The 20343-nt window shown below is 56.9% G+C and carries 17 protein-coding genes; 15 read left to right on the top strand and 2 right to left on the bottom strand.

The window, feature by feature from the left end; all coding sequences use genetic code 11:
* Positions 1-27 precede the first annotated feature (27 nt).
* Positions 28-939: a LysR family transcriptional regulator gene (locus CR155_RS10690; RefSeq protein WP_102070017.1), complete on the top strand. Its 912-nt coding sequence runs from the start codon at positions 28-30 to the stop codon at positions 937-939.
* Between the two features lie 17 nt (positions 940-956).
* Here the strand turns inward: CR155_RS10690 and ligD are convergent, their stop codons facing one another.
* Positions 957-3437 (bottom strand): DNA ligase D, encoded by a 2481-nt coding sequence (ligD, locus tag CR155_RS10685; RefSeq protein ID WP_102070016.1) that lies wholly within the window; start codon positions 3435-3437, stop codon positions 957-959.
* A gap of 3 nt (positions 3438-3440) precedes the next feature.
* On the bottom strand, positions 3441-4472 hold the full coding sequence (gene ku, locus CR155_RS10680) for a non-homologous end joining protein Ku (RefSeq protein ID WP_102070015.1): 1032 nt from the start codon (positions 4470-4472) through the stop codon (positions 3441-3443).
* A 203-nt stretch (positions 4473-4675) separates the two neighbouring features.
* Between ku and CR155_RS10675 the strand changes: the two genes are divergently transcribed.
* The 14 genes from CR155_RS10675 (at position 4676) to nuoI (ending at position 20330) form a co-directional block, all read left to right on the top strand.
* Positions 4676-5971, top strand: a complete 1296-nt coding sequence (locus CR155_RS10675) for an imelysin family protein (RefSeq protein WP_102070014.1) — start codon at positions 4676-4678, stop codon at positions 5969-5971.
* Between the two features lie 36 nt (positions 5972-6007).
* Positions 6008-7489 carry a di-heme oxidoreductase family protein gene (locus CR155_RS10670; RefSeq protein WP_102070166.1) on the top strand — a complete coding sequence of 494 codons (1482 nt, stop codon included), beginning with the start codon at positions 6008-6010 and terminating at the stop codon, positions 7487-7489.
* Positions 7490-7494: 5 nt separating this feature from the next.
* On the top strand, positions 7495-8628 hold the full coding sequence (locus CR155_RS10665; RefSeq protein WP_102070013.1) for an imelysin family protein: 1134 nt from the start codon (positions 7495-7497) through the stop codon (positions 8626-8628).
* The gene (locus CR155_RS10660; protein ID WP_199171729.1) at positions 8618-9769 is read left to right on the top strand and encodes a DUF1513 domain-containing protein; all 1152 of its coding nucleotides are present in this window, start codon (positions 8618-8620) and stop codon (positions 9767-9769) included. The genes CR155_RS10665 and CR155_RS10660 overlap by 11 nt, the downstream gene beginning before the upstream one ends.
* Before the next feature lie 406 nt (positions 9770-10175).
* Positions 10176-11333, top strand: a complete 1158-nt coding sequence (locus CR155_RS10655) for a porin (protein ID WP_102070011.1) — start codon at positions 10176-10178, stop codon at positions 11331-11333.
* A 392-nt stretch (positions 11334-11725) separates the two neighbouring features.
* Positions 11726-12085 carry an NADH-quinone oxidoreductase subunit A gene (locus tag CR155_RS10650; protein WP_102070010.1) on the top strand — a complete coding sequence of 120 codons (360 nt, stop codon included), beginning with the start codon at positions 11726-11728 and terminating at the stop codon, positions 12083-12085.
* A 39-nt stretch (positions 12086-12124) separates the two neighbouring features.
* The gene (locus tag CR155_RS10645) at positions 12125-12601 is read left to right on the top strand and encodes a NuoB/complex I 20 kDa subunit family protein (RefSeq protein WP_102070009.1); all 477 of its coding nucleotides are present in this window, start codon (positions 12125-12127) and stop codon (positions 12599-12601) included.
* Positions 12602-12642: 41 nt separating this feature from the next.
* Positions 12643-13254: an NADH-quinone oxidoreductase subunit C gene (locus CR155_RS10640; RefSeq protein WP_102070008.1), complete on the top strand. Its 612-nt coding sequence runs from the start codon at positions 12643-12645 to the stop codon at positions 13252-13254.
* A 3-nt stretch (positions 13255-13257) separates the two neighbouring features.
* A complete protein-coding gene (locus tag CR155_RS10635; protein WP_102070007.1) occupies positions 13258-14514 on the top strand; it encodes an NADH-quinone oxidoreductase subunit D in 1257 nt (418 codons plus the stop codon).
* A 35-nt stretch (positions 14515-14549) separates the two neighbouring features.
* Positions 14550-15044, top strand: a complete 495-nt coding sequence (gene nuoE, locus CR155_RS10630) for an NADH-quinone oxidoreductase subunit NuoE (RefSeq protein WP_102070006.1) — start codon at positions 14550-14552, stop codon at positions 15042-15044.
* Positions 15041-16408, top strand: a complete 1368-nt coding sequence (gene nuoF, locus CR155_RS10625; protein ID WP_102070005.1) for an NADH-quinone oxidoreductase subunit NuoF — start codon at positions 15041-15043, stop codon at positions 16406-16408. Before nuoE ends, nuoF begins: the two co-directional genes overlap by 4 nt.
* Before the next feature lie 15 nt (positions 16409-16423).
* Complete coding sequence (gene nuoG / locus CR155_RS10620; RefSeq protein ID WP_102070004.1) at positions 16424-18751, top strand: NADH-quinone oxidoreductase subunit NuoG; 2328 nt, start codon at positions 16424-16426, stop codon at positions 18749-18751.
* Positions 18751-19824 carry an NADH-quinone oxidoreductase subunit NuoH gene (gene nuoH, locus CR155_RS10615; protein ID WP_102070003.1) on the top strand — a complete coding sequence of 358 codons (1074 nt, stop codon included), beginning with the start codon at positions 18751-18753 and terminating at the stop codon, positions 19822-19824. The genes nuoG and nuoH overlap by 1 nt, the downstream gene beginning before the upstream one ends.
* A 17-nt stretch (positions 19825-19841) precedes the next feature.
* Positions 19842-20330, top strand: a complete 489-nt coding sequence (nuoI, locus tag CR155_RS10610; protein ID WP_102070002.1) for an NADH-quinone oxidoreductase subunit NuoI — start codon at positions 19842-19844, stop codon at positions 20328-20330.
* Positions 20331-20343: the final 13 nt, after the last annotated feature.

Here is a 20343-nt window from a genome sequence, read left to right as displayed (position 1 = left end):
TAGATCAGCTATTGCTTATGGAATGCCATGCGTCGATATACCGTTCGTCAGCTGGACACCTTCCTGGCCATCGCGCGGGCCGAGTCCGTGTCCAAGGCGGCTGCTACGCTTCATGTCACACAGCCGGCGGTCTCCATGCAGCTTCGGCAACTCGAAGACGCTCTGGGGGTTGCACTGGTCGAATCGGTGGGGCGAAATATCCGTTTGACGCCGGCAGGTCGCGAGGTAGAGCAATTCGCCATCGCAGCCATTACGCAATTGCGTCAACTCGACGATACGGTTGCCGATCTGCGGGGTCTGCGCCGCGGGAAAATTGACCTGGGCATCGTGGGCACCGCGAAGTATTTTGTGCCGATGTTGCTGGTCCACTTTCGCCGGCTCTATCCGGGTGTCGACGTCACGCTTCAGATCCACAACCGTGAACACATCCTGGACCTGCTGCAGCGCAATGAACTTGACCTGGTAATCATGGGTAGTGTGCCAGCGGTACTCGATTGTTCATCGTCGGCATTTGCAACCAATCCCTTGGGCGTAGTCAGCGCGCCTGGCCACTCCCTGTCCAGACGGAACAAGGCACCGCTCGATATCCTCAATGACGTGGATTTTGTCGTCCGCGAGAAAGGGTCGGGGACACGCGTGGCCATGGAGCGTATGTTCAAGGATAATGCGATCACTCCCCGCATCGTGATGGAAATGCCCAGCAACGAATCCATTAAGCAATCGGTCATGGCTGGCATGGGCTTGACATTCCTGTCGCTGCGCACCGTTCGCCGCGAATTGGCCGGTGGCCATCTGGCGCTGCTGGATATCCAGGGCTTGCCACTGGTGCGCCACTGGCACGTCGCGCATCTGCGCTCCAAGCGGCTCGCGCCGGCGGCATTAATGTTCAAGGAGTTCCTGTTGACAAGTGCCGCGCCTCTCATCAATACCTGGGCCTGAGCCGGAAGACCGGGCGGCTATTTGAACCCTAGCGTTTTCATTGCCGCGGTCAGCGTCTTCGCACTCGCCTGATATTCGTTCCAGGGTGTGTTGCCGGCATCCAGGCGTTCATGAATGTTTCGCACGTGCCAGTGTGCGGAACTTTTTATTTTTTCCACCTCGTCCCAGGAAATTGGAACCGAAACGCCCATGCCGGGGCGCGCGCGCGCCGACCATGCTGCCGCGGTCGTGGCGCCGAAACCGTTGCGCAGATAATCAATAAAGATCTTTCCCACGCGGTTACGGGGGCCGCTCTTGGCGACATAGCGTTTTGGCAGTGTTTGGGCAAGGTGCTCCACAATGGCATGCGAGAAATCCTTGACGGTGTCCCAGTCGTGCCGTCGCTTGACAGGTACCACCACATGCAGACCTTTCCCGCCGCTGGTCTTTACAAAAGAGGACAAGCCAAGTTCATTCAAGAAGGCCCGCAACACTAAAGCGGCTTCTTGCATGGCGGGCCATTCAACACCCGTGCCGGGGTCCAGGTCAAATGTCATGCGATCAGGTTTATCTATGCGGGTCTTGACGGCGTTCCAGGTGTGAAACTCGATAACGTTCATCTGGGCGGCGCTGGCCAGGCCTTGCTCCGTGGCCACCTCCATCAAGGGTTCGTGGTCGGGATCGAGTTCTTTCGGCAAAAGCCGGATACCCGTCATCTTGTTGGTCTCTAAATGTTTTTGAAAGAATATCTCTCCCTTGACTCCATCTGGCGCGCGTACCAGCGATACCGGCCGGCCCTTCAGGTGTTCCATCATAAGAGGCGCCACCAGTGCGTAGTACCGGATCAGATCGATTTTTGTAATTCCCGTTGAATCGTCGATGACCCGTTCGGGACTGGTGATTTTAAGGTTTCCCAACTTCGAAGGCGTCGTCGACATGCTGTCCTCGCGTGTAATCGCTTCAGCGGGTTTGTCGGTGCGCAGTCCGTGAAACACAGAATGGCGGATGCGCCCAGTATTTGTCCATTGGCCGAAAGAGACTTCAGCCAGCAATACGGGCTCGACCCACTGGGCTTTCCTGTCTATTCCTGTGGAGGTGGAGAACGGGTTGATCTCGCTCTGCAGGGTGTCGAGTTTCTTACGGATGTCAGTCAGCGTCTTTGCATTGAAACCGGTGCCGACATTGCCAGCATAGCGCAGCGCGCCGGTATCGTCGTGCACGCCCAGCAGCAGGGAGCCTATGCCTGAACGCGACCCCTGCGGCTTGGTATAACCGCCAATCACGAACTCCTGGCGCAAGCTGCATTTGAGCTTGATCCAATCGGCGGATCGCCGGCACACATACGGCGAGTCTTTTCGTTTGCCGATAACCCCTTCGAGTCCGAGTTTGCAGGCCGATGCGATAATGTCGCGCGCCGCCACGTCGAATGTGTCGCTGAACCGGATGGTCTCTGGATTCTGCACCTTGCGCTGTCCCGACCCTTTCGAATCATCTTCCGCGAGTAGCGCTCGCAGCTTTTCGCGGCGCTCGACCAGGGGCAGTTCGCGCAGGTCGTAGCCATTGCAGAAAGGCAGGTCGAACAGGTAGTACACGATGGTTTCGGTCTTATTGCTGTCAAACGCGCCTTGCAGAAGTTGGAAGTCGGGCAATCCCTTGTCGTTGTTGACAGCGATCTCACCGTCATACCACCCATCCGGCAGTTTCATCGCCGCCAGGTCCTTGGCCAGGCGCGACAGCTTGGAAGTCCAATCGTGACCATTGCGCGTGAACAGCTGGATACTGTTCTTCTCTATCCGTGCCAGTATGCGATAGCCGTCAAACTTGATTTCATAAAGCCAGTCCTGTGCATTGCCCGGAGGACCGTCGGCCAGGGTTGCAAGCTGCGGTCTGAACGTGGCAGGCATAGGCGCCTTATTGCCGGCGCCCGCTGCTTTCTTTCGCGGCAGAGCAGCCTTCCTGGACACATCATCCAGTGCGGCCACGCTCTCGGGCCTTTCATCGACCACACTGAATTCGGATGCGTCCCGTGCGAACTCGTCCTTTTCCTTGATAAGCAGCCAGGGTTCCTGTTTTCCGGACTTTCCGTGCATGCGGACCAGTGTCCAGCGTCCGTGCAGTTTCTGGCCATGCAACGCGAATTTGAGCTTGCCGTCGCGATAGCCCCTGGCGGCGTCGTCCAAAGGCTCCCAAATGCCTCTATCCCAAATGATGACCTTGCCCGCCCCATATTGCTTGGGCGGGATGGTGCCTTCAAAAGTGTTGTAGGAAATTGGGTGATCCTCGACATGGACGGCCATCCGCTTGTCGGAAGGATCGAAGCTCGGCCCCTTGGGCACCGCCCAGCTTTTCATGGTGCCTTCAAGTTCCAGTCGAAAATCGTAGTGCAGGCGGGACGCCCAGTGTTTCTGAACCACAAAGGAGGGCGCTGCATCGTTAGCAGCCCCGCCGTCGGATGGTTCGCTGGTCAGTGAAAAGTCGCGTTTGGCTTTATAGCGCTCGAGGGAGTCGGATTTGGCCATGGGTCAAGCCGCTTTTCGTCCGGAAGGTTTCGATTTCGTATCTTTTTTTGCCGCTGCAGCTTTCTTTTCAGGCTTCTTGGCGGGGGCAGGTGCTTTCTTTGGCGCAGGCGCTGTCGCCTTACTTGCAGCGGATTTGCCGGTCGCCTTCAATGCCGCTTTTGAGGCGCGCTTCGCCGGGGCCTTTGTTGAGGCTTTCGATGCGTCGGTGTCTTTCGCCGGCGTCCGTGTTCCCTTGTTCAAACTTCGCTGCAGCATTTCGGTCAAGTCCAGAATCTTAGCACCGCCACCTTCGCTTTCCTCTGTATCGGGCTGGGTCACGGATTCGGTTTCTCCCGCTTCGACTTTCTCTTTCACCAACTGCAGGATTTGTTCCTTGAACGAATCCGTGAATGAATCGGGTTTCCATTTGGCGCTCATGTCGGCAACCAGCTGTTCACCCATGGTCATTTCCTTATCCGTCAAGCCGGCGGCTTTTACACCTTGTGGCGGAAGGTTCAAGTCTTCCCAGGACCGGATTTCGTCTTCCCATCGCAATAGATTCAGAATGAGCGCTGGTCCGCAAGGCATCAGTATGGCCAGATGCTGCTTTGTCTGGATGACCACTTTTGCCACCCCGACTTTCTTGGTCTTGTGCAGCACTTCGCGCAACAAGGCGTAGACCTTGGCTCCCTTATTGATCGGCGAGATGTAATAGGGGCGTTCTAGGTAAACGAAAGGGATCTCGCTAATGGGAACAAATGCTTCTATCTCCACCGTCTGCGTCGTCTTGGGATAGGCGGCCTGTATCTCGTCGGCAGAAAGGACGACGTACTGCCCGTCTTCGTATTCGATGCCTTTGACAATGTTTTCCTTGGTGATCTCTTTGCCTGTCGCCTTGTTGATGCGCTTGTAGCCGACCGGATCCATGCTGCGTTTGTCCAGCCAGTCAAAGTCCAAGCCTTGCTCGGCAGTCGCCGAGTGCAGGGCAATAGGGATATGCACAAGTCCGAATGAAATCGCGCCCTTCCACAGGGCTCTTTTGCTGGTGGTTGCCACATCATCCCCTTGCTGCGTAGAAGTCTCTAAGGACGGCTGAATAGCAAAGCAATTAACGTGCCCATCAGACCGGTTGCGCTACGACCTATTGCATCCGACGTTTGTCTGCGTAAATGCAAATCGTTTACACTTCCAATCTGCTGAACCTGGGGAAAGGTTCAATAATTTCAGGAATCGGGCGTGGCCCGGGGGGATCGATATATATGCATAAATTCTTGCTGGCAGCCACAATGGCGGCCCTGATAAGCACGGGGGCGTATGCCGCTGTGGAACCCAAGGCGGTCGTCAAGACGTATGCCGATGTCGCGCAGGCCAGTTATGAAGACGCACTCCGCACCGCACGCGATTTGCAAAAGTCCATTGCGGGTCTGCTTGCCAAGCCGAGTCCCGCCACGTTGGAAGCAGCCCGCGATGCCTGGATACTGGCACGTGTTCCTTACCAGCAGACAGAAGCGTACCGCTTCGGCAATCCGATAGTCGACGACTGGGAAGGTCGCGTCAATGCGTGGCCACTTGACGAAGGCATGATCGATTATGTGGACGCCTCGTACGGCACCGATTCCGACGCCAACGCCTATTATGTTGTCAACGTCATCGCCAACAAAAACTTGAGCGTTGGCGGGAAGAAGATGGATGCCAGCAACATTAGCACCGCGTTGTTGCGAGACGTGCTGCATGAAGCCGATGGCAACGAAGCCAACGTATCTTCCGGCTATCACGCCATCGAGTTTTTGCTGTGGGGTCAGGATGTCAACGGTACCGGACCGGCCCCGGTCGATCGCAGCGGTACACCGCAACAGCGGCATGCGGGCAACCGTCCGCACACTGACTACGACACGGCCAACTGCACCGGTGGAAACTGCGAGCGCCGCGGCCAGTACCTGAAGGTCGCCACAGAACTGCTTATTGCCGACCTGGAAGAAATGGTAGCTAACTGGCAGGCGCAGGGTGAAGCGCGCAAGGCTGTGCAAGAGAACCCGAAGGCCGGGTTGACGGCCATGCTTACCGGACTGGGTAGCCTGTCGTATGGTGAACTTGCCGGCGAGCGTATCAAGCTTGGCCTGATGCTGCACGATCCAGAAGAAGAGCACGACTGCTTTTCCGATAATACTCACAACTCTCATTTCTACGATCAGGTAGGAATGATGAATGTGTACCAAGGACACTACAAGCGCGTGGACGGGTCCGTGGTCCAAGGCGCAAGTCTTTCCGGGCTCGTCAAGGAGCGTGATCCAAAGCTGGATGCAGAAATGCACGAGAAGCTCAATGCCACGCTCAAGGCGATGCAGGCGATGAAGCATCATGCTGAAACTGTTGAAACCTACGACCAGATGATCGCGCAGGGCAATGAGAAGGGCAATGCCGTCGTACAGGCCGTGGTGGATGGCCTGGTAGCGCAGACACGCAGCATCGAGCGCGTCATAGCGGCGCTTGAGCTTGGTGCTATCGAACTGGAAGGCTCCGACAGTCTGGATCAACCTGACGCCATTTTCAAATAGTGTGAAACAGTGAAATTCGTAATTGGTATTGTTTTCATGGCAACGGCGACGGCAGCGTTCGCGGCTGTCCCTGTGCTGCGCTCCGATCTGAATGCAGAAGATCGCGCGCGGGTCCTGGAGATCACTCGTCCCACGGCGGATTTTTCGCAAGCCGAACAGTTTGAAACAATGCAAGGCGGCGCGGGCACGGTCAAGAAGCTGATCAATCCGGATATTTTTTCGCATCCAGCCGCCAATCTGACCTTCGAAGGCCGGCAGGAATTCATGGTGGGAAATGGCTTGTTCAGGAAAGATTGGGTGTCTTCGCCATCGTCTACCCAGGCGTCGGATGGGCTCGGACCCTTGTCGAATGCACGATCCTGCCAGGCGTGTCACGTGAAGGACGGTAGGGGTACCGTCCCTGGGTTCGATCCGCTGGAGCGTAGCGATGTGGTTGCTTTATTACTGAGGCTCTCCATACCGGGCAGCAGCGAGGAGGCGCGCAAACGCCTGCACCAGGGCGAAGTAGCCTCATTACCCGATCCGGTTTACGGGCACCAGCTGCAGCCCTTTGCCGTACCCGGAATGGCTGCTGAAGGCAGCATACAGATTGATTATCGCGAAGTTCCCGTCAAGCTCAACGGAGGCGAAACAGTGGCACTGATGGAGCCGACCTATCGTGTTAATGATCTGGGTTATGGCCCCTTGCATCCCGATGTGCGCTTCTCGCCACGGCTGGCACCCCCCATGCTAGGCCTTGGACTGCTTGAGTCCATACACCAAGATGACATCCTGGCCCATGCTGCCGTCGCTAAACCTGACGGTATATCCGGACGGCCGAACTGGATAACCGACGTGCGCACAGGCAAGCAGGTGCTGGGCCGCTTCAACTGGAAGGCGGGTCAGCCGACGGTCGAACATCAGTCCGCCAACGCATTTTCTGGCGACATGGGCCTGTCCACGCCCATGTTTCCGAGCCACTACGGCGATTGTATGCCGGCGCAGACCTCCTGTTTTGAGTTCCCTCATGGAGCACAAGAGCATTTGGGTGAGCATGAGGTGCCGGGACGGCTCATGGAGTTCGTGACGACGTACTCTCAAAATCTTGCCTTGCCACAGCGACGCAACGTGAACGATGAGCGGGTGCTGGCCGGGAAGCGCTTGTTCTACGAGTCCAATTGCGTAGCCTGTCATGTACCTAAATATGTGACGAGCCGCGACGCCAAACGCGCCGAACATCGTTTTCAATTGATCTGGCCTTATACCGACTTACTGTTGCATGATATGGGCTCCGGCCTGGCCGACGGCCAGGACGAGGGCGACGCCGGCGGGCGCGAATGGCGCACTCCGCCATTGTGGGGTATAGGGCTGACTAAAACGGTGAACCCCAATGCAACCTGGCTGCACGATGGACGGGCGCGCTCCCTGCTGGAAGCCATTTTGTGGCATGGCGGCGAGGCGCAGGTTGCGCGTGATCGTGTTGTGGCCATGACCCCTGCACAGCGCGCAGACCTGATATTGTTCCTGGAATCCTTGTAGGCCTAATGACTAGAACGTTCTCGATTTCCCGCTTGTGCTTCGTGTGGCTGCGCCCCGTGTTGTGCGCTGCCGCACTTCTTCCAGCCATGTCATCGGCTGCGGGCGAGCTTCCCGCCGATTTTGGAAAACGGCTTACTACTGGCTACATCAGCCCCGCCATGCAGGGCTTCCACTTGGCTGCCGATCACCTGAATGCCACCTTGCAGGGCTGGTGTGTCGCACCCGACAAAAATGGCGCTCGACGTATCGATAAGGACTTCGCCAGGCTGGTCAAGGCCTGGGCCGGTATTGAGTTTCTGCGCTTCGGGCCGTTGGTAAAAGCCAACCGCTATGAAAAGCTCAATTTCTGGCCCGATCCGCGCGGCATCACCCTGCGTCAGGTGCAAGGCGTGTTGACGAAGCCCGAGGCGATCCCGAATGCGTCCGAGCTCTCTACTCATAGCGTGGCCATACAAGGCCTGCCTGCGCTCGAATACATACTGTATCGCGAAGATGGTCTGCTGGCCGGCATGGCGACCGGCGCCACCCCCGTCAAGGTGAGTCCGGAGGCGTGCTCGTATGCGATGTCGATCGCCGGCAATCTGGAAAAATTGGGCTCTGAATTGGCCAGCGAGTGGCGGCCTGGGGGAATTTACGCCCAGCAATTTGCGCGGCCGTCACAAGGCAACTCCTTATATCGTACCGAGCAGGAAGTTGCGGCAGAGGCCATCAAGGCCCTATCCACTGGTTTGCAATTTGCGCGCGACGTCAAGCTTTTGCCGGTGTTGGGCGACGGTATTGGCTCGGTGAAGCCGAAGCGCGCTCCGTTTTGGCGCAGCGGGCAGTCCATGGCATCGATGGCCGCTTCCGCGCAAGGTATGCTGCGCTTCTACCGGGCCGGTGGATACCGATATGGCAGCGACGAAGCTTGGATAAATGACAGCGTACTTGCGGAGTTGCGTCGCATCGATGACACCTTCAAGGCAATGCCTGACAGCGGTGGTGCAGTTGAATTTGTCGAGTTCATCAGTAGCGAAGATGGGTACCGTCAGTTGACGCTGGCTGCTTTATTGACTAAGAACGCCAAGGTCCTGGTCGACGAGCACGTTGCGACGGCGTTCGACGTCAGAATGGGTTTCAATGCGCTCGATGGAGATTAGCCGTCGACGCTTCCTGGCGCTATTGGCGGCGTATGGGGCAGGGCCGACTGCGATCGGCGCGGCGCGTGCGCAACCGTCGCCTGTCGGCACCGACTCCCGCTCCTTATATCTGTCGGCACGCAAGAATGACGGTCGCTATGAGGCGGCCGTTTTCGATGAAAAGGGCAACGACCGGCTGGTCATCCCCATGCCGGACCGGGGGCACAGCTTTGCCCTGGATCCCGTCCGTGGCCGAGCCACCGTCTTCGAGCGGCAACCTGGTTTTTTCGCGATCACGTTCGATGTTGCCGGCAAGAGTCCCCCGCAGACCATGCAGGCATCACCCGGCCGTCATTTCTACGGTCACGGCGTGTATTCGCCGAACGGCGACATCATGGTGGCCACAGAGAACGTGTACGAAGCGGGGCAGGGCGTACTGGGTATATACGACAGCAGCGGAAAAGGGCAATACCGACGTCTCGGCGAGTGGTCGAGCGGCGGAATCGGCCCACACGAAATCGTGCTGATGCCCGATGGACGCACCGTGTGCGTCGCAAATGGCGGCATCCTGACGCATCCCGACTACGGAAAGCTGCAGCTGAATGGCGACACCATGCACCCTTCGCTTGCCTACGTCGATATGCATAGCGGTGAATTATTGGAGCAAGTGTTTCTGGAGCCCTCCTTGCGTAAGCTGTCCATTCGCCATCTGGTTGTCGATGCCGCTGGCGCAGTGTGGTTTGGATGCCAGTACACCGGTACTGCGCAGGATCGTCCTCCATTGGTAGGGCGCCATCGTCGCGGGATGCCTCTACAGTTGTTCACTGGCCCTGATGAAGCCTTGCGCAGCATGAACAATTATGTGGGTTCCATGGCAGCGAACCTGGCGGGCACTGTTATTGCTACGTCAAGCCCGGTTGGCGGAAAAGTGTTGTTCTGGGATGCCCAAAGCGGTAAGTTTCTGGAAAGCCGCGATATTTCCGACGGCTGCGGCGTCGCCTCGGCGCAGGAATATCAGTTCATCGTTAGTAGTGGCAGAGGCACACTCCAGAGGCTGACTGTACCGGGTGGCGACGAAACGATCCAACAGTCCCCCGGAATTTCCTGGGACAACCACCTTCGCCGGTTGCGGTATTCTGCTGCAGCAACCACACAAGGCTGACTTCAATCGCCCCAAGGTTGCAGATAGAACGCGTCCAAAGGGTCGCAAATCATTGAAAAGAAAGCGTTTAGACACGGTCGGTGAATGCGAGCAAACAGTAATGAAAACAGATGCTTGTGCGGGCTAATTAAAATAAATATTAATATGGGGCTGCAACGCAATTTGTGTCTGAGAGGCCACACCCAAACCTAGGGTAAACCCTTGCTGGTTCGAGTGAAAATTGACTGTTTGTTGCTGTCACCCAACACAAACAAAGAAAACAAGCGCTTTTGCTAACGTCACCATAGCCAGCGCCCCGGAATTTTGATGCAATAGCTTCAACTTCCCATCGCGGAGTTAGAAAGAGCAGCAGCACTCGTTTTGGAAGTCGCTGCTCTGTTTACTCAAATCTACGGAGATTTCTTACATGAAAAAGACTCTGCTCGCTGCTGCTCTAATTGCTGGCTTCGCTGGCGTTGCTCAGGCAGAAACATCGGTTACCTTGTACGGTATCCTGGACGGTGGTATCGGTTACAACAAAGTTGACGGCACAGTCGTTAACCGCACAACCGGTGTTCGTACCGACTATTCGGCCAAGAAAACCGGAATGATCAATGGCGTTCAGTCTGGCAATCGTTGGGGCCTGAAAGGTTCCGAAGATCTGGGTAATGGCCTGCGCGCTGTGTTCCAATTGGAAAGCGGCTTTGACCTCGGCACTGGCAACAGCGCCCAAGGTGGCCGTCTGTTCGGTCGTCAAGCCACATTGGGCTTGGCTGGCGATTCCTGGGGTCAGTTGGACGTTGGTCGTCAAACCAATATTGCCTCCAAGTACCTGCCAGGCGTGGCTGATCCTTTCGGCGCCGGTTTTGGCCAAGCCAACATCGGTACATCGTTCAGCGCAGCCAACACAATGCGTTGGGACAACTTGGTTATGTATCAAACGCCTAACTTCTCCGGCTTCCAGTTCGGTGTTGGTTACTCGTTTAACGTAAGCGGCAACCAGGGTTGGGATATCGACCGTCCCGGTTTGGTCAACAATCCTGACGAAGCCAACGGTAAAGGCATCACTACCGGATTGCGTTATGCAAACGGCCCTATCGGTGTAGCGGCTACTTATGACCGTATCGAATTTGACGCAGACGATGCGAAGTTCACTCAGTGGAACTTGGGTGCAAGCTACGATTTCGAAGTTGTGAAAGCCATGGTTGCCTTCGGTCAGACGCGTGATGGCTGGTTCCAGGGTACTGACTTCGGTCCCGCTGTTAACGCTGGTGGCGTTGCAGATACAAGCACTGGTACTTTCCGCTCGCTTGACGGCCTGAAGGTTAACTCTTACCTGGTTGGTCTGACTGCCCCTATTGGTAACGGCAAGCTGTTGGCTTCGTGGCAAATGGCTGATCCTTCCAACTCGCCTGACGGCGCTCTTGGTGAGTTCGAAAAGCAGCACACATACAGCTTGGGCTACACATACGCCCTGTCGAAGCGCACCAACGTTTACGCGATTGGTTCGTACGCCAAGAACGTAGTATTCCAAGACGACCTGGATTCGACTCTGGTCGGTGTTGGTCTGCGTCACCAGTTCTAATCGGATTGCATAGCTAGTCTATGCGCCGAGGCGACCCGGTTCGCCGGGTTGCCGAGCTAAGTGAAGCAAGCGCAATCTTGCAACAAAAAGCCACTCTTCGGAGTGGCTTTTTGTATGGCCGGGCCGTTGTTATAGGGTTGGATCAACGTATTGATTCAGGGCCTTGGAGCGGCCTTCTGTGCGGAAAAAAATGTGCCATGGCGGCAGGTCTGGCAGTTGTGAAGAATGGTCGCCTGCCTTTTGATTGCAAAAATTTGGAAGCGCCTGCGTATCATCCCTCAAGCGCCTTTGATTTATATCATCAACATGTTTCAGTTCGGCCGTCTTCGCCCGAATGCCGATATCAAAATGCTACAATCCGAGGGTTTACTTATCGTGATTGGTTGCTTGGCATGAATCTGCAAGAGTACTTTCCCGTTCTACTGTTTATTATCGTTGCGACCGTCATCGGGTTCGCCTTGCTGGGCGCTGGGCGCCTGCTAGGGCCGCATCGTCCCTATGCTGAAAAACTTTCTCCCTACGAGTGCGGTTTCGACGCATTCAGCGATTCGCGCATGAAGTTCGATGTGCGCTATTACCTGGTCGCCATCCTCTTCATCATGTTCGACCTGGAGATCGCTTTCCTGTTCCCATGGGCAATTGCCAATGGCACTATCGGCATGGTTGGGTTCTGGACGGTGCTCGTGTTTTTGAGCCTGCTCACCGTAGGATTCATCTACGAGTGGAAGAAAGGTGCGCTGGATTGGGAATAGTAGCCCCGCTCCTGTATTGAATGGTAAATAGGCAATATTATGGCTATCGACGGCATTATGAAAGAAGGTTTTGTAACCACCAGCGCAGACAAGTTTCTGAACTGGGCGAAGACGGGTTCCCTGTGGCCCATGAGCTTCGGACTTGCCTGTTGCGCGGTCGAGATGATGCACGCCGGCGCGGCACGCTACGACCTGGATCAATTCGGCATTATATTTCGCCCAAGTCCCCGGCAATCCGATCTCATGATCGTTGCAGGCACCTTGTGCAATAAAATGGCGCCGGCCTTGCGCAAAGTTTACGACCAGATGGCCGAGCCCCGTTGGGTGGTGTCCATGGGCTCCTGTGCCAACGGGGGTGGCTATTATCACTACTCGTACTCGGTGGTTCGCGGCTGTGATCGCATCGTTCCAGTGGACGTCTACGTGCCCGGGTGTCCTCCGACGGCAGAAGCACTGGTGTACGCGCTGTTGCAGTTGCAGAACAAGATCCGTTTGACAAACACCATTGCGCGCTAAGCCGATTTGGCTGTCACCCTTAACGTTGAACTGCTTGAATTATGACTCGGCTTGAAACGCTACAAACTAACCTGTTGGCTGCCTTTGGCGAATCCGCCATGCTTAAGCTGGCCCTGAACGAGCTGACGCTCGAGGTTCCCGCCAAAGACTGGATCGATACCTGTACTGCCCTGCGCGATAATGCGTCGCTGGGCTTTGATACCTGTATCGACGTCTGCGGTGTCGATTACTCCGGTTGGGGTGCGCCTACCTTGGTGGTGGACCCCGGTTTGCATCCCCAGCGGTTCGCGGTGGTGACCCATTTGCTGTCCGTCAAGCATAACTGGCGCCTGCGCGTCCGTGCCTTTGTTCCCAACGACGAGTTCCCTGTTTTGCCCTCGTTGATCGACGTCTGGCCATCTGTGAACTGGTTCGAGCGCGAAGCCTTCGATCTTTACGGCATTGTGTTTGAAGGCCACCCCGATCTGCGCCGCATACTTACCGACTACGGATTCATCGGACATCCCTTCCGCAAGGATTTTCCTTTGTCAGGCACAGTGGAAATGCGCTACGACACCGAACAGCAACGGGTCATATACCAACCCGTTACGATCGAACCGCGTGAGATCACTCCGCGTGTCGTGCGTGAAGAAGGCTACGGAGCAGGGCGCTAAAACATGGCTGAAATTAAAAACTACACACTGAACTTTGGTCCCCAGCATCCCGCCGCTCACGGCGTGTTGCGGCTGGTTCTTGAACTGGACGGCGAAGTCATCCAGCGGGCCGATCCGCATATTGGCTTGCTGCACAGGGCTACTGAAAAGCTGGCCGAGCATAAAACCTATTTGCAGGCGCTTCCTTACATGGATCGCCTGGACTACGTGTCCATGATGTGCAATGAACATGCTTATGTCATGGCCGTCGAGAATCTGCTGGGGATTGAGGTGCCGCTGCGCGCGCAGTACATACGCGTCATGTTCGACGAAATCACCCGCGTGCTGAACCACCTCATGTCGATAGGTTCGCATGCGCTCGACGTCGGTGCCATGGCAGTGTTTCTGTATGCGTTCCGCGAACGCGAAGACCTGATGGATTGCTACGAAGCGGTGTCCGGCGCCCGCATGCATGCGGCCTATTATCGTCCGGGCGGCGTATACCGCGACCTTCCTGGCGCCATGCCGCAGTATGGCGATTCCAGCAAATATCGTGGCGCCAAGGAAATGCGTGCCATGAACGACGCGCGCTCGGGATCGCTGCTGGATTTCATCGAAGATTTCACCAATCGGTTCCCGGCCTGTGTCGACGAATACGAATCCCTGCTCACCGATAACCGCATCTGGAAACAGCGTCTTGTGGGTATTGGCGTGGTTGACCCCGAGCGCGCCAAGGCGCTGGGCATGACCGGGCCCATGCTGCGCGGTTCCGGCGTGGAATGGGATTTGCGCAAGATGCAGCCCTACGAAGTCTACGACCGCCTCGATTTCGACATTCCCGTAGGGACCAACGGTGATTGCTATGATCGCTACCTGGTGCGTATTGCCGAAATGCGCGAAAGCAACCGCATCATCCGCCAATGCGTCGAGTGGTTGCGCAACAATCCCGGCCCGGTCATTGTGGAGAATCACAAGGTTGCGCCGCCCAAGCGCGAACGCATGAAAACCGGCATGGAAGACCTGATTCACCATTTCAAACTTTTTACCGAAGGCATGCATGTGCCTGCCGGCGAAACTTACGCCGCGGTAGAACATCCCAAGGGCGAGTTCGGCATCTATATGGTGTCCGATGGCGCCAACAAGCCGTATCGCATGAAAATTCGCGCGCCCGGCTTCGCCCATTTGCAGTCTCTCGATGAAATGTCGCGCGGCCACATGATTGCCGACGCGGTGACCATTATCGGCACCCTGGACATTGTGTTTGGCGAAATCGACCGTTAACCGGCACCAGCCAAGGTAAAAACCGGATTCAAACTATGCTGCTTTCCGAACAAGCGTACCAAAAGATCGACCAGGAGCTCACCAAGTTCCCTGGCGACAGGCAACAGTCGGCCATCATGGCCGCCTTGGCCGTCGCCCAGGACGAGAAAGGGTGGGTTTCGGCCGACGTCATCACCGACATCGCCGCGTATCTGCATGTGCCCCCCATCGCCGTGCAAGAGGTCGCCACTTTCTACAATATGTTCAATACGCATCCCACGGGTCGGTTCAAGATCACGGTATGCACGAACCTGCCCTGTGCGCTGCGCGATGGCGTCAAGGCGGCCGACTACCTCAAGCAAAAGCTCGGCATTGGTTTTCACGAAACCACGCCCGACGGTCTCTTTACCTTGATGGAAGGCGAATGCATGGGTGCTTGCGGCGATTCGCCTGTCATGACCATGAACAACAAGCATATGTGTGTACGCATGTCGCATGAAAAAATAGACGCGATGATCCAGGAACTCAAACAGCACGGGGAGTCGGCATGAGCGCGTCGGGTCTACTGCAGCAGTTTTCCCAAGGGCTAGTTCCAGACCCTGCCGGAAACCTGGAAAACAGCATGATATTCCACAACCGCCACCTCAGCCCGCAAATCATTGCCGGACTGGATGGCGCGAACTGGGGTCTTGAAGATTACGTTAAGCGCGGTGGTTATGAAGCACTGCGCAAGATACTGTCCACAGGAATGACGCCCGATGACGTTATCGCCACGGTCAAGGCATCCGGTTTACGCGGCCGCGGCGGTGCGGGTTTCCCGACCGGCCTGAAGTGGAGCTTCATGCCGCGAACGTTGCCTGGCCAGAAGTATTTGGTTTGCAACTCCGATGAAGGCGAGCCTGGCACCTTCAAAGATCGCGATATTCTGCGTTTCAATCCGCATATCGTGATCGAGGGGATGGCCATCGCGGCTTACGCGATGGGCATCACAGTGGGCTACAACTACATACACGGCGAAATTTTCGAGATTTACCAGCGTTTCGAACAGGCATTGGAAGAGGCCCGAGCAGCCGGTTTCCTGGGCGATAAAATCCTGAGTTCGGAATTCAGCTTCCAGTTGCATGCATTCCACGGCTACGGCGCCTATATATGCGGCGAAGAAACAGCCTTGCTGGAATCGCTGGAAGGCAAGAAAGGACAGCCGCGCTTCAAGCCGCCTTTCCCTGCCAGTTTTGGTCTCTATGGTAAGCCGACCACGATCAATAACACTGAAACGTTCGCCGCCGTGCCATGGATTTTCCGCAATAGTGCACAAGAGTACCTCGAGATCGGTCTGCCCAATAATGGCGGAACCAAGCTGTTCTCGGTATCGGGCGATGTCGAGCTGCCTGGCAACTATGAAATTCCGTTGGGAACGCCGTTCAGCAAGCTGCTCGAGCTGGCCGGCGGCATGCGCGGTGGTCGCAAGCTCAAGGCGGTGATTCCTGGCGGATCCAGTGCCCCGGTGTTGCCGGCCGACATCATGATGCAGACCACGATGGACTACGATTCCATTGCAAAGGCAGGATCCATGCTGGGGTCGGGCGCCGTCATTGTCATGGATGAAACACGTTGCATGGTCAAGTCGTTGATGCGCCTTTCGTACTTCTACTTCGAAGAAAGCTGCGGTCAGTGCACACCGTGCCGGGAAGGGACGGGTTGGTTGTACCGCATGGTCGAGCGCATTGAAAACGGCCAGGGTCGTCCCGAAGACCTCGATGTCCTCGATTCAGTGGCCCATAACATCATGGGGCGCACAATCTGTGCGCTGGGCGACGCCGCCGCCATGCCGGTACGCAGCTTTATCAAGCATTTCCGCGACGAGTTCGCACACCACATCGAGCATAAAAGCTGTGTGGTGCCAAAATATTTGTAGGTTCAGGATACGCTAATGGTTGAACTCACCATCGACGGCATTAAAGTAGAAGCGCCCGAGGGCAGCATGGTCATACAGGCCGCGCACAAACTCGGCGTCTATGTGCCGCACTTCTGCTATCACAAGAAACTGTCCATTGCTGCCAATTGCCGCATGTGCCTGGTCGACGTCGAGAAAGCGCCCAAGGCGCTGCCGGCCTGTGCCACGCCCGTGACCAACGGCATGATCGTGCACACGCGTTCGGAAAAAGCCATTGCGGCCCAGAAAAGCGTCATGGAATTCCTGCTCATCAATCACCCGCTGGATTGCCCGGTGTGCGACCAGGGCGGTGAGTGCCAGCTTCAGGATCTTGCCGTGGGCTATGGCGCATCGGCATCGCGCTACCGCGAGGAGAAGCGCGTGGTCGTCGCCAAATCCATGGGCCCGCTCATTTCGACCGACGGCATGCAACGCTGCATCCATTGCACGCGTTGCGTGCGCTTTGGTCAGGAGATCGGCGGCATCATGGAAGTGGGCATGATCAATCGGGGCGAGTTCTCCGAGATCACGACTTTCGTCGGCGAGGCGGTGGAGTCCGAGCTTTCCGGAAACATGATCGACATCTGCCCGGTTGGCGCCTTGCTGTCCAAACCGTTCAAATTCACGGCCCGCACCTGGGAAATGGGGCGGCGCCGTTCAGTAAGTCCGCATGACAGCCTGGGCGCGAATCTGGTCGTGCAGGCGAAGCTTGACCGCGTCCTGCGCGTCGTACCGTTCGAAAATGAGGACGTGAACGAATGCTGGATCAGCGATCGCGATCGTTTTTCGTACGAAGGGCTGTATACCGAAGATCGGTTGGCTCATCCCATGCTCAAGGGCGAAGATGGCCAGTGGCGGGAAGCATCCTGGAGCGATGCCTTGCAGGTGGTCGTGCATGGCTTCAATACTGTGCGCGATCAGTTTGGTGCCGAACAGATTGGCGGAATAGGAAACCATAACGCAACGACTGAAGAACTCGCCTTGCTGGCGCGGCTCATGCGTGCGCTCGGATCCGAAAACGTGGACTTCCGCCTGCGCGGCATCGACCCCACATTCGAACAGGCTGTGGCCGGTGTGCCGTGGCTGGGCATGCCTATTGCGGAACTCGGCCAACTGGACCGGGTGCTGATTGTTGGTTCTTTCCTGCGCAAGGACCATCCACTGATGGCGCAGCGCTTGCGCCAGGCCGTCAAGCACGGTACCCAGGTATCGTTTATCGACTCCGCTGCAGACGATCCGCTTTTCCCCGTAAGCGGCCGCATGACGGTGGCGCCCAGCCTGTTGCCGAATGCACTTGCGGAAGTGCTCGTTGCTTTGGCGCAAGCCAAAGATCAACCTGTTCCCGAGGCGTTTGCCAAGGTAGAGCCATCGCCTGCCGCGCAGCTCATCGCGGCCAGCCTTTCGTCGGGCCAACGCGTGGCCGTGCTGCTTGGTAACATGGCGGTCGGTTCCGATAAGGCCGGCCTTATCGCCGCCAACGCCTACGCCGTGGCTCGGTCCGCCAGCGCCAAATTCGGATTCCTTACCCCTGGCGCTAATACCGTGGGCGGCTATCTTGCCGGCGCGACTCCGGGCAAAGGAGGACTGACCGCCGAGCAAATGCTCGCTCAGCCGCTTAAAGCGTATCTGGTCCTGCATGCCGAACCTGCCTTCGACAGCGACAATGGCGCCCGCGCGCTCGAAGTCCTGAAGGCGGCGGGCTTCGCCGTTGCACTGACTTCCTTCAAATCGGCGGCGCAAGAGTGGGCCGATGTGATGTTGCCAATTTCGCCGTTCACCGAAACATCTGGCACGTTCGTCAATGCGGAAGGGCGGGTCCAAAGCTTCAAGGGTGCCGCGGCGCCGTTTGCCGACACACGTCCGGCCTGGAAGGTCTTGCGCGTTCTGGGCAACCTGTTCCAGTTGCAGGGATTCGATGACGAGACCTCTGAATCCGTCCGCGAGACCGTACTGGTCAGCGGCATCGATGGGCGTCTGTCCAATGACGTGACTGCCAGCGCGGGTTTGTCCAGCAAGCGCGAAGGCCTCGAACGGGTTGCTGATGTACCGATTTACCGCAGCGACGCTCTGGTGCGTCGTTCGCAGCCCTTGCAGGATACGACTGCATCCCAGGCACCCCACGCCCGCATGGCATCCAGTACGCTGGCCGGCCTGGGCATCGAAGCGGGTACAGCTGTGCGCATCGGCTCGGCGCAAGGACAAGTGGTTCTTGCGGCTTTCCTGGACGATACGGTAGCGCCGGGATGTGTGCGGGTCGCCACAGCGTTCAATGAAACGCTGGCGCTGGGTAGCGGTTTCGGCCAACTGACGGTGGAGCGTGCCTAATGGAGTGGCTTACTCTTCTCAATAATTACGGTACAGGTCTCATCGGCCCCACCGCCTGGCTGGTGGTCTGGACGATCGTCAAAATCGTCGTCATCGCCGTGCCCATCATTTTGTCCGTTGCCTACCTGACATACTGGGAACGCAAGATGATAGGCGCCATGCACGTGCGCCGGGGCCCCAACCGGGTGGGTTATCGCGGTCTGTTGCAACCGTTCGCCGACGTATTCAAGCTTCTTACCAAAGAAGTGATCATGCCCGCCAAGGCCAATAAGGTCTTGTATGTCCTGGCACCCGTGGTCACGCTTATGCCGGCGCTGGCAGCATGGGCCGTCATTCCGTTTGGCCCGGAAATCGTCCTCGCCAACGTGAATGCGGGACTGCTCTATGTTATGGCCATTACCTCGATAGGCGTATATGGGGTCATCGTGGCGGGTTGGGCGTCCAATTCCAAGTATGCCTTTCTGGGTGCCTTGCGCGCCGCGGCGCAAATGGTTTCTTACGAACTTGCTATCGGTTTCGTGTTGATCACCGTCCTGCTGGTGTCGGGTACGCTGAATTTAAGCGGGATCGTCAATGGCCAGGGGCAGGGCTGGTTTGCCGATAAGGGCGTGAACTTCATGTCCTGGAACTGGTTGCCCTTGTTGCCTTTGTTCGTAATCTACGTCGTGTCCGCGGTGGCCGAAACCAATCGGCATCCCTTCGACGTTGTAGAGGGCGAGTCGGAAATTGTGGCGGGTCACATGGTTGAGTATTCGGGCATGGGCTTCGCGTTGTTCTTCCTTGGCGAATACGCCAACATGATCTTGCTTTCGGCCTTGGCTTCCATCATGTTTCTGGGCGGTTGGATGCCTCCCCTGGAAATTGCGCCGCTGACCTGGATACCGGGGTGGCTGTGGTTGGGACTCAAGACCTTTGTAGTGGTTTCGATGTTTGTGTGGTTCCGTGCGACGTTCCCTCGTTATCGCTACGATCAGATCATGCGTCTGGGCTGGAAAGTGTTCATTCCGTTCACCGGCATATGGTTGCTGGTGGTCGCGATCTGGATGCAAACGCCATGGAATATATGGCAATAGGACACAGGGGCTAGATTATGGAAGCAATTAAAGATTTCTTCGGCAGCTTGATGCTGTCCGAGATGTTGAAGGGTATGCGCCTGACGGGCAAGTATTTCTTCAAGCGCAAGGTTACCTTGCGCTATCCGCAGGAGAAAACGCCTGCATCGCCACGTTTTCGGGGGCTGCATGCGCTGCGCCGATATCCCAACGGGGAAGAGCGCTGCATTGCCTGCAAGCTGTGCGAAGCGGTGTGCCCGGCCCTGGCCATCTCCATCGAATCGGAAGAACGCGACGACGGTACGCGGCGCACGACGCGTTACGACATCGATCTGGCCAAATGCATTTTCTGTGGCTTCTGCGAAGAAAGCTGTCCGGTGGATTCCATCGTTGAAACGCACATCTCCGAATATCACGGCGAAAAGCGTGGCGACCTGTACTACACCAAAGACATGCTGCTGGCGATCGGTGATCGTTACGAGCCCGAGATTGCACGCCGTCGTTCCGAAGACGCCCCTTATCGTTGATGCCCGGACCCGA

It is taken from the genome of Pollutimonas nitritireducens (genome assembly GCF_002849615.1).
GTDB lineage: Bacteria > Pseudomonadota > Gammaproteobacteria > Burkholderiales > Burkholderiaceae_B > Pollutimonas > Pollutimonas nitritireducens.
This window is presented reverse-complemented; position numbering and strand designations above follow the sequence as displayed.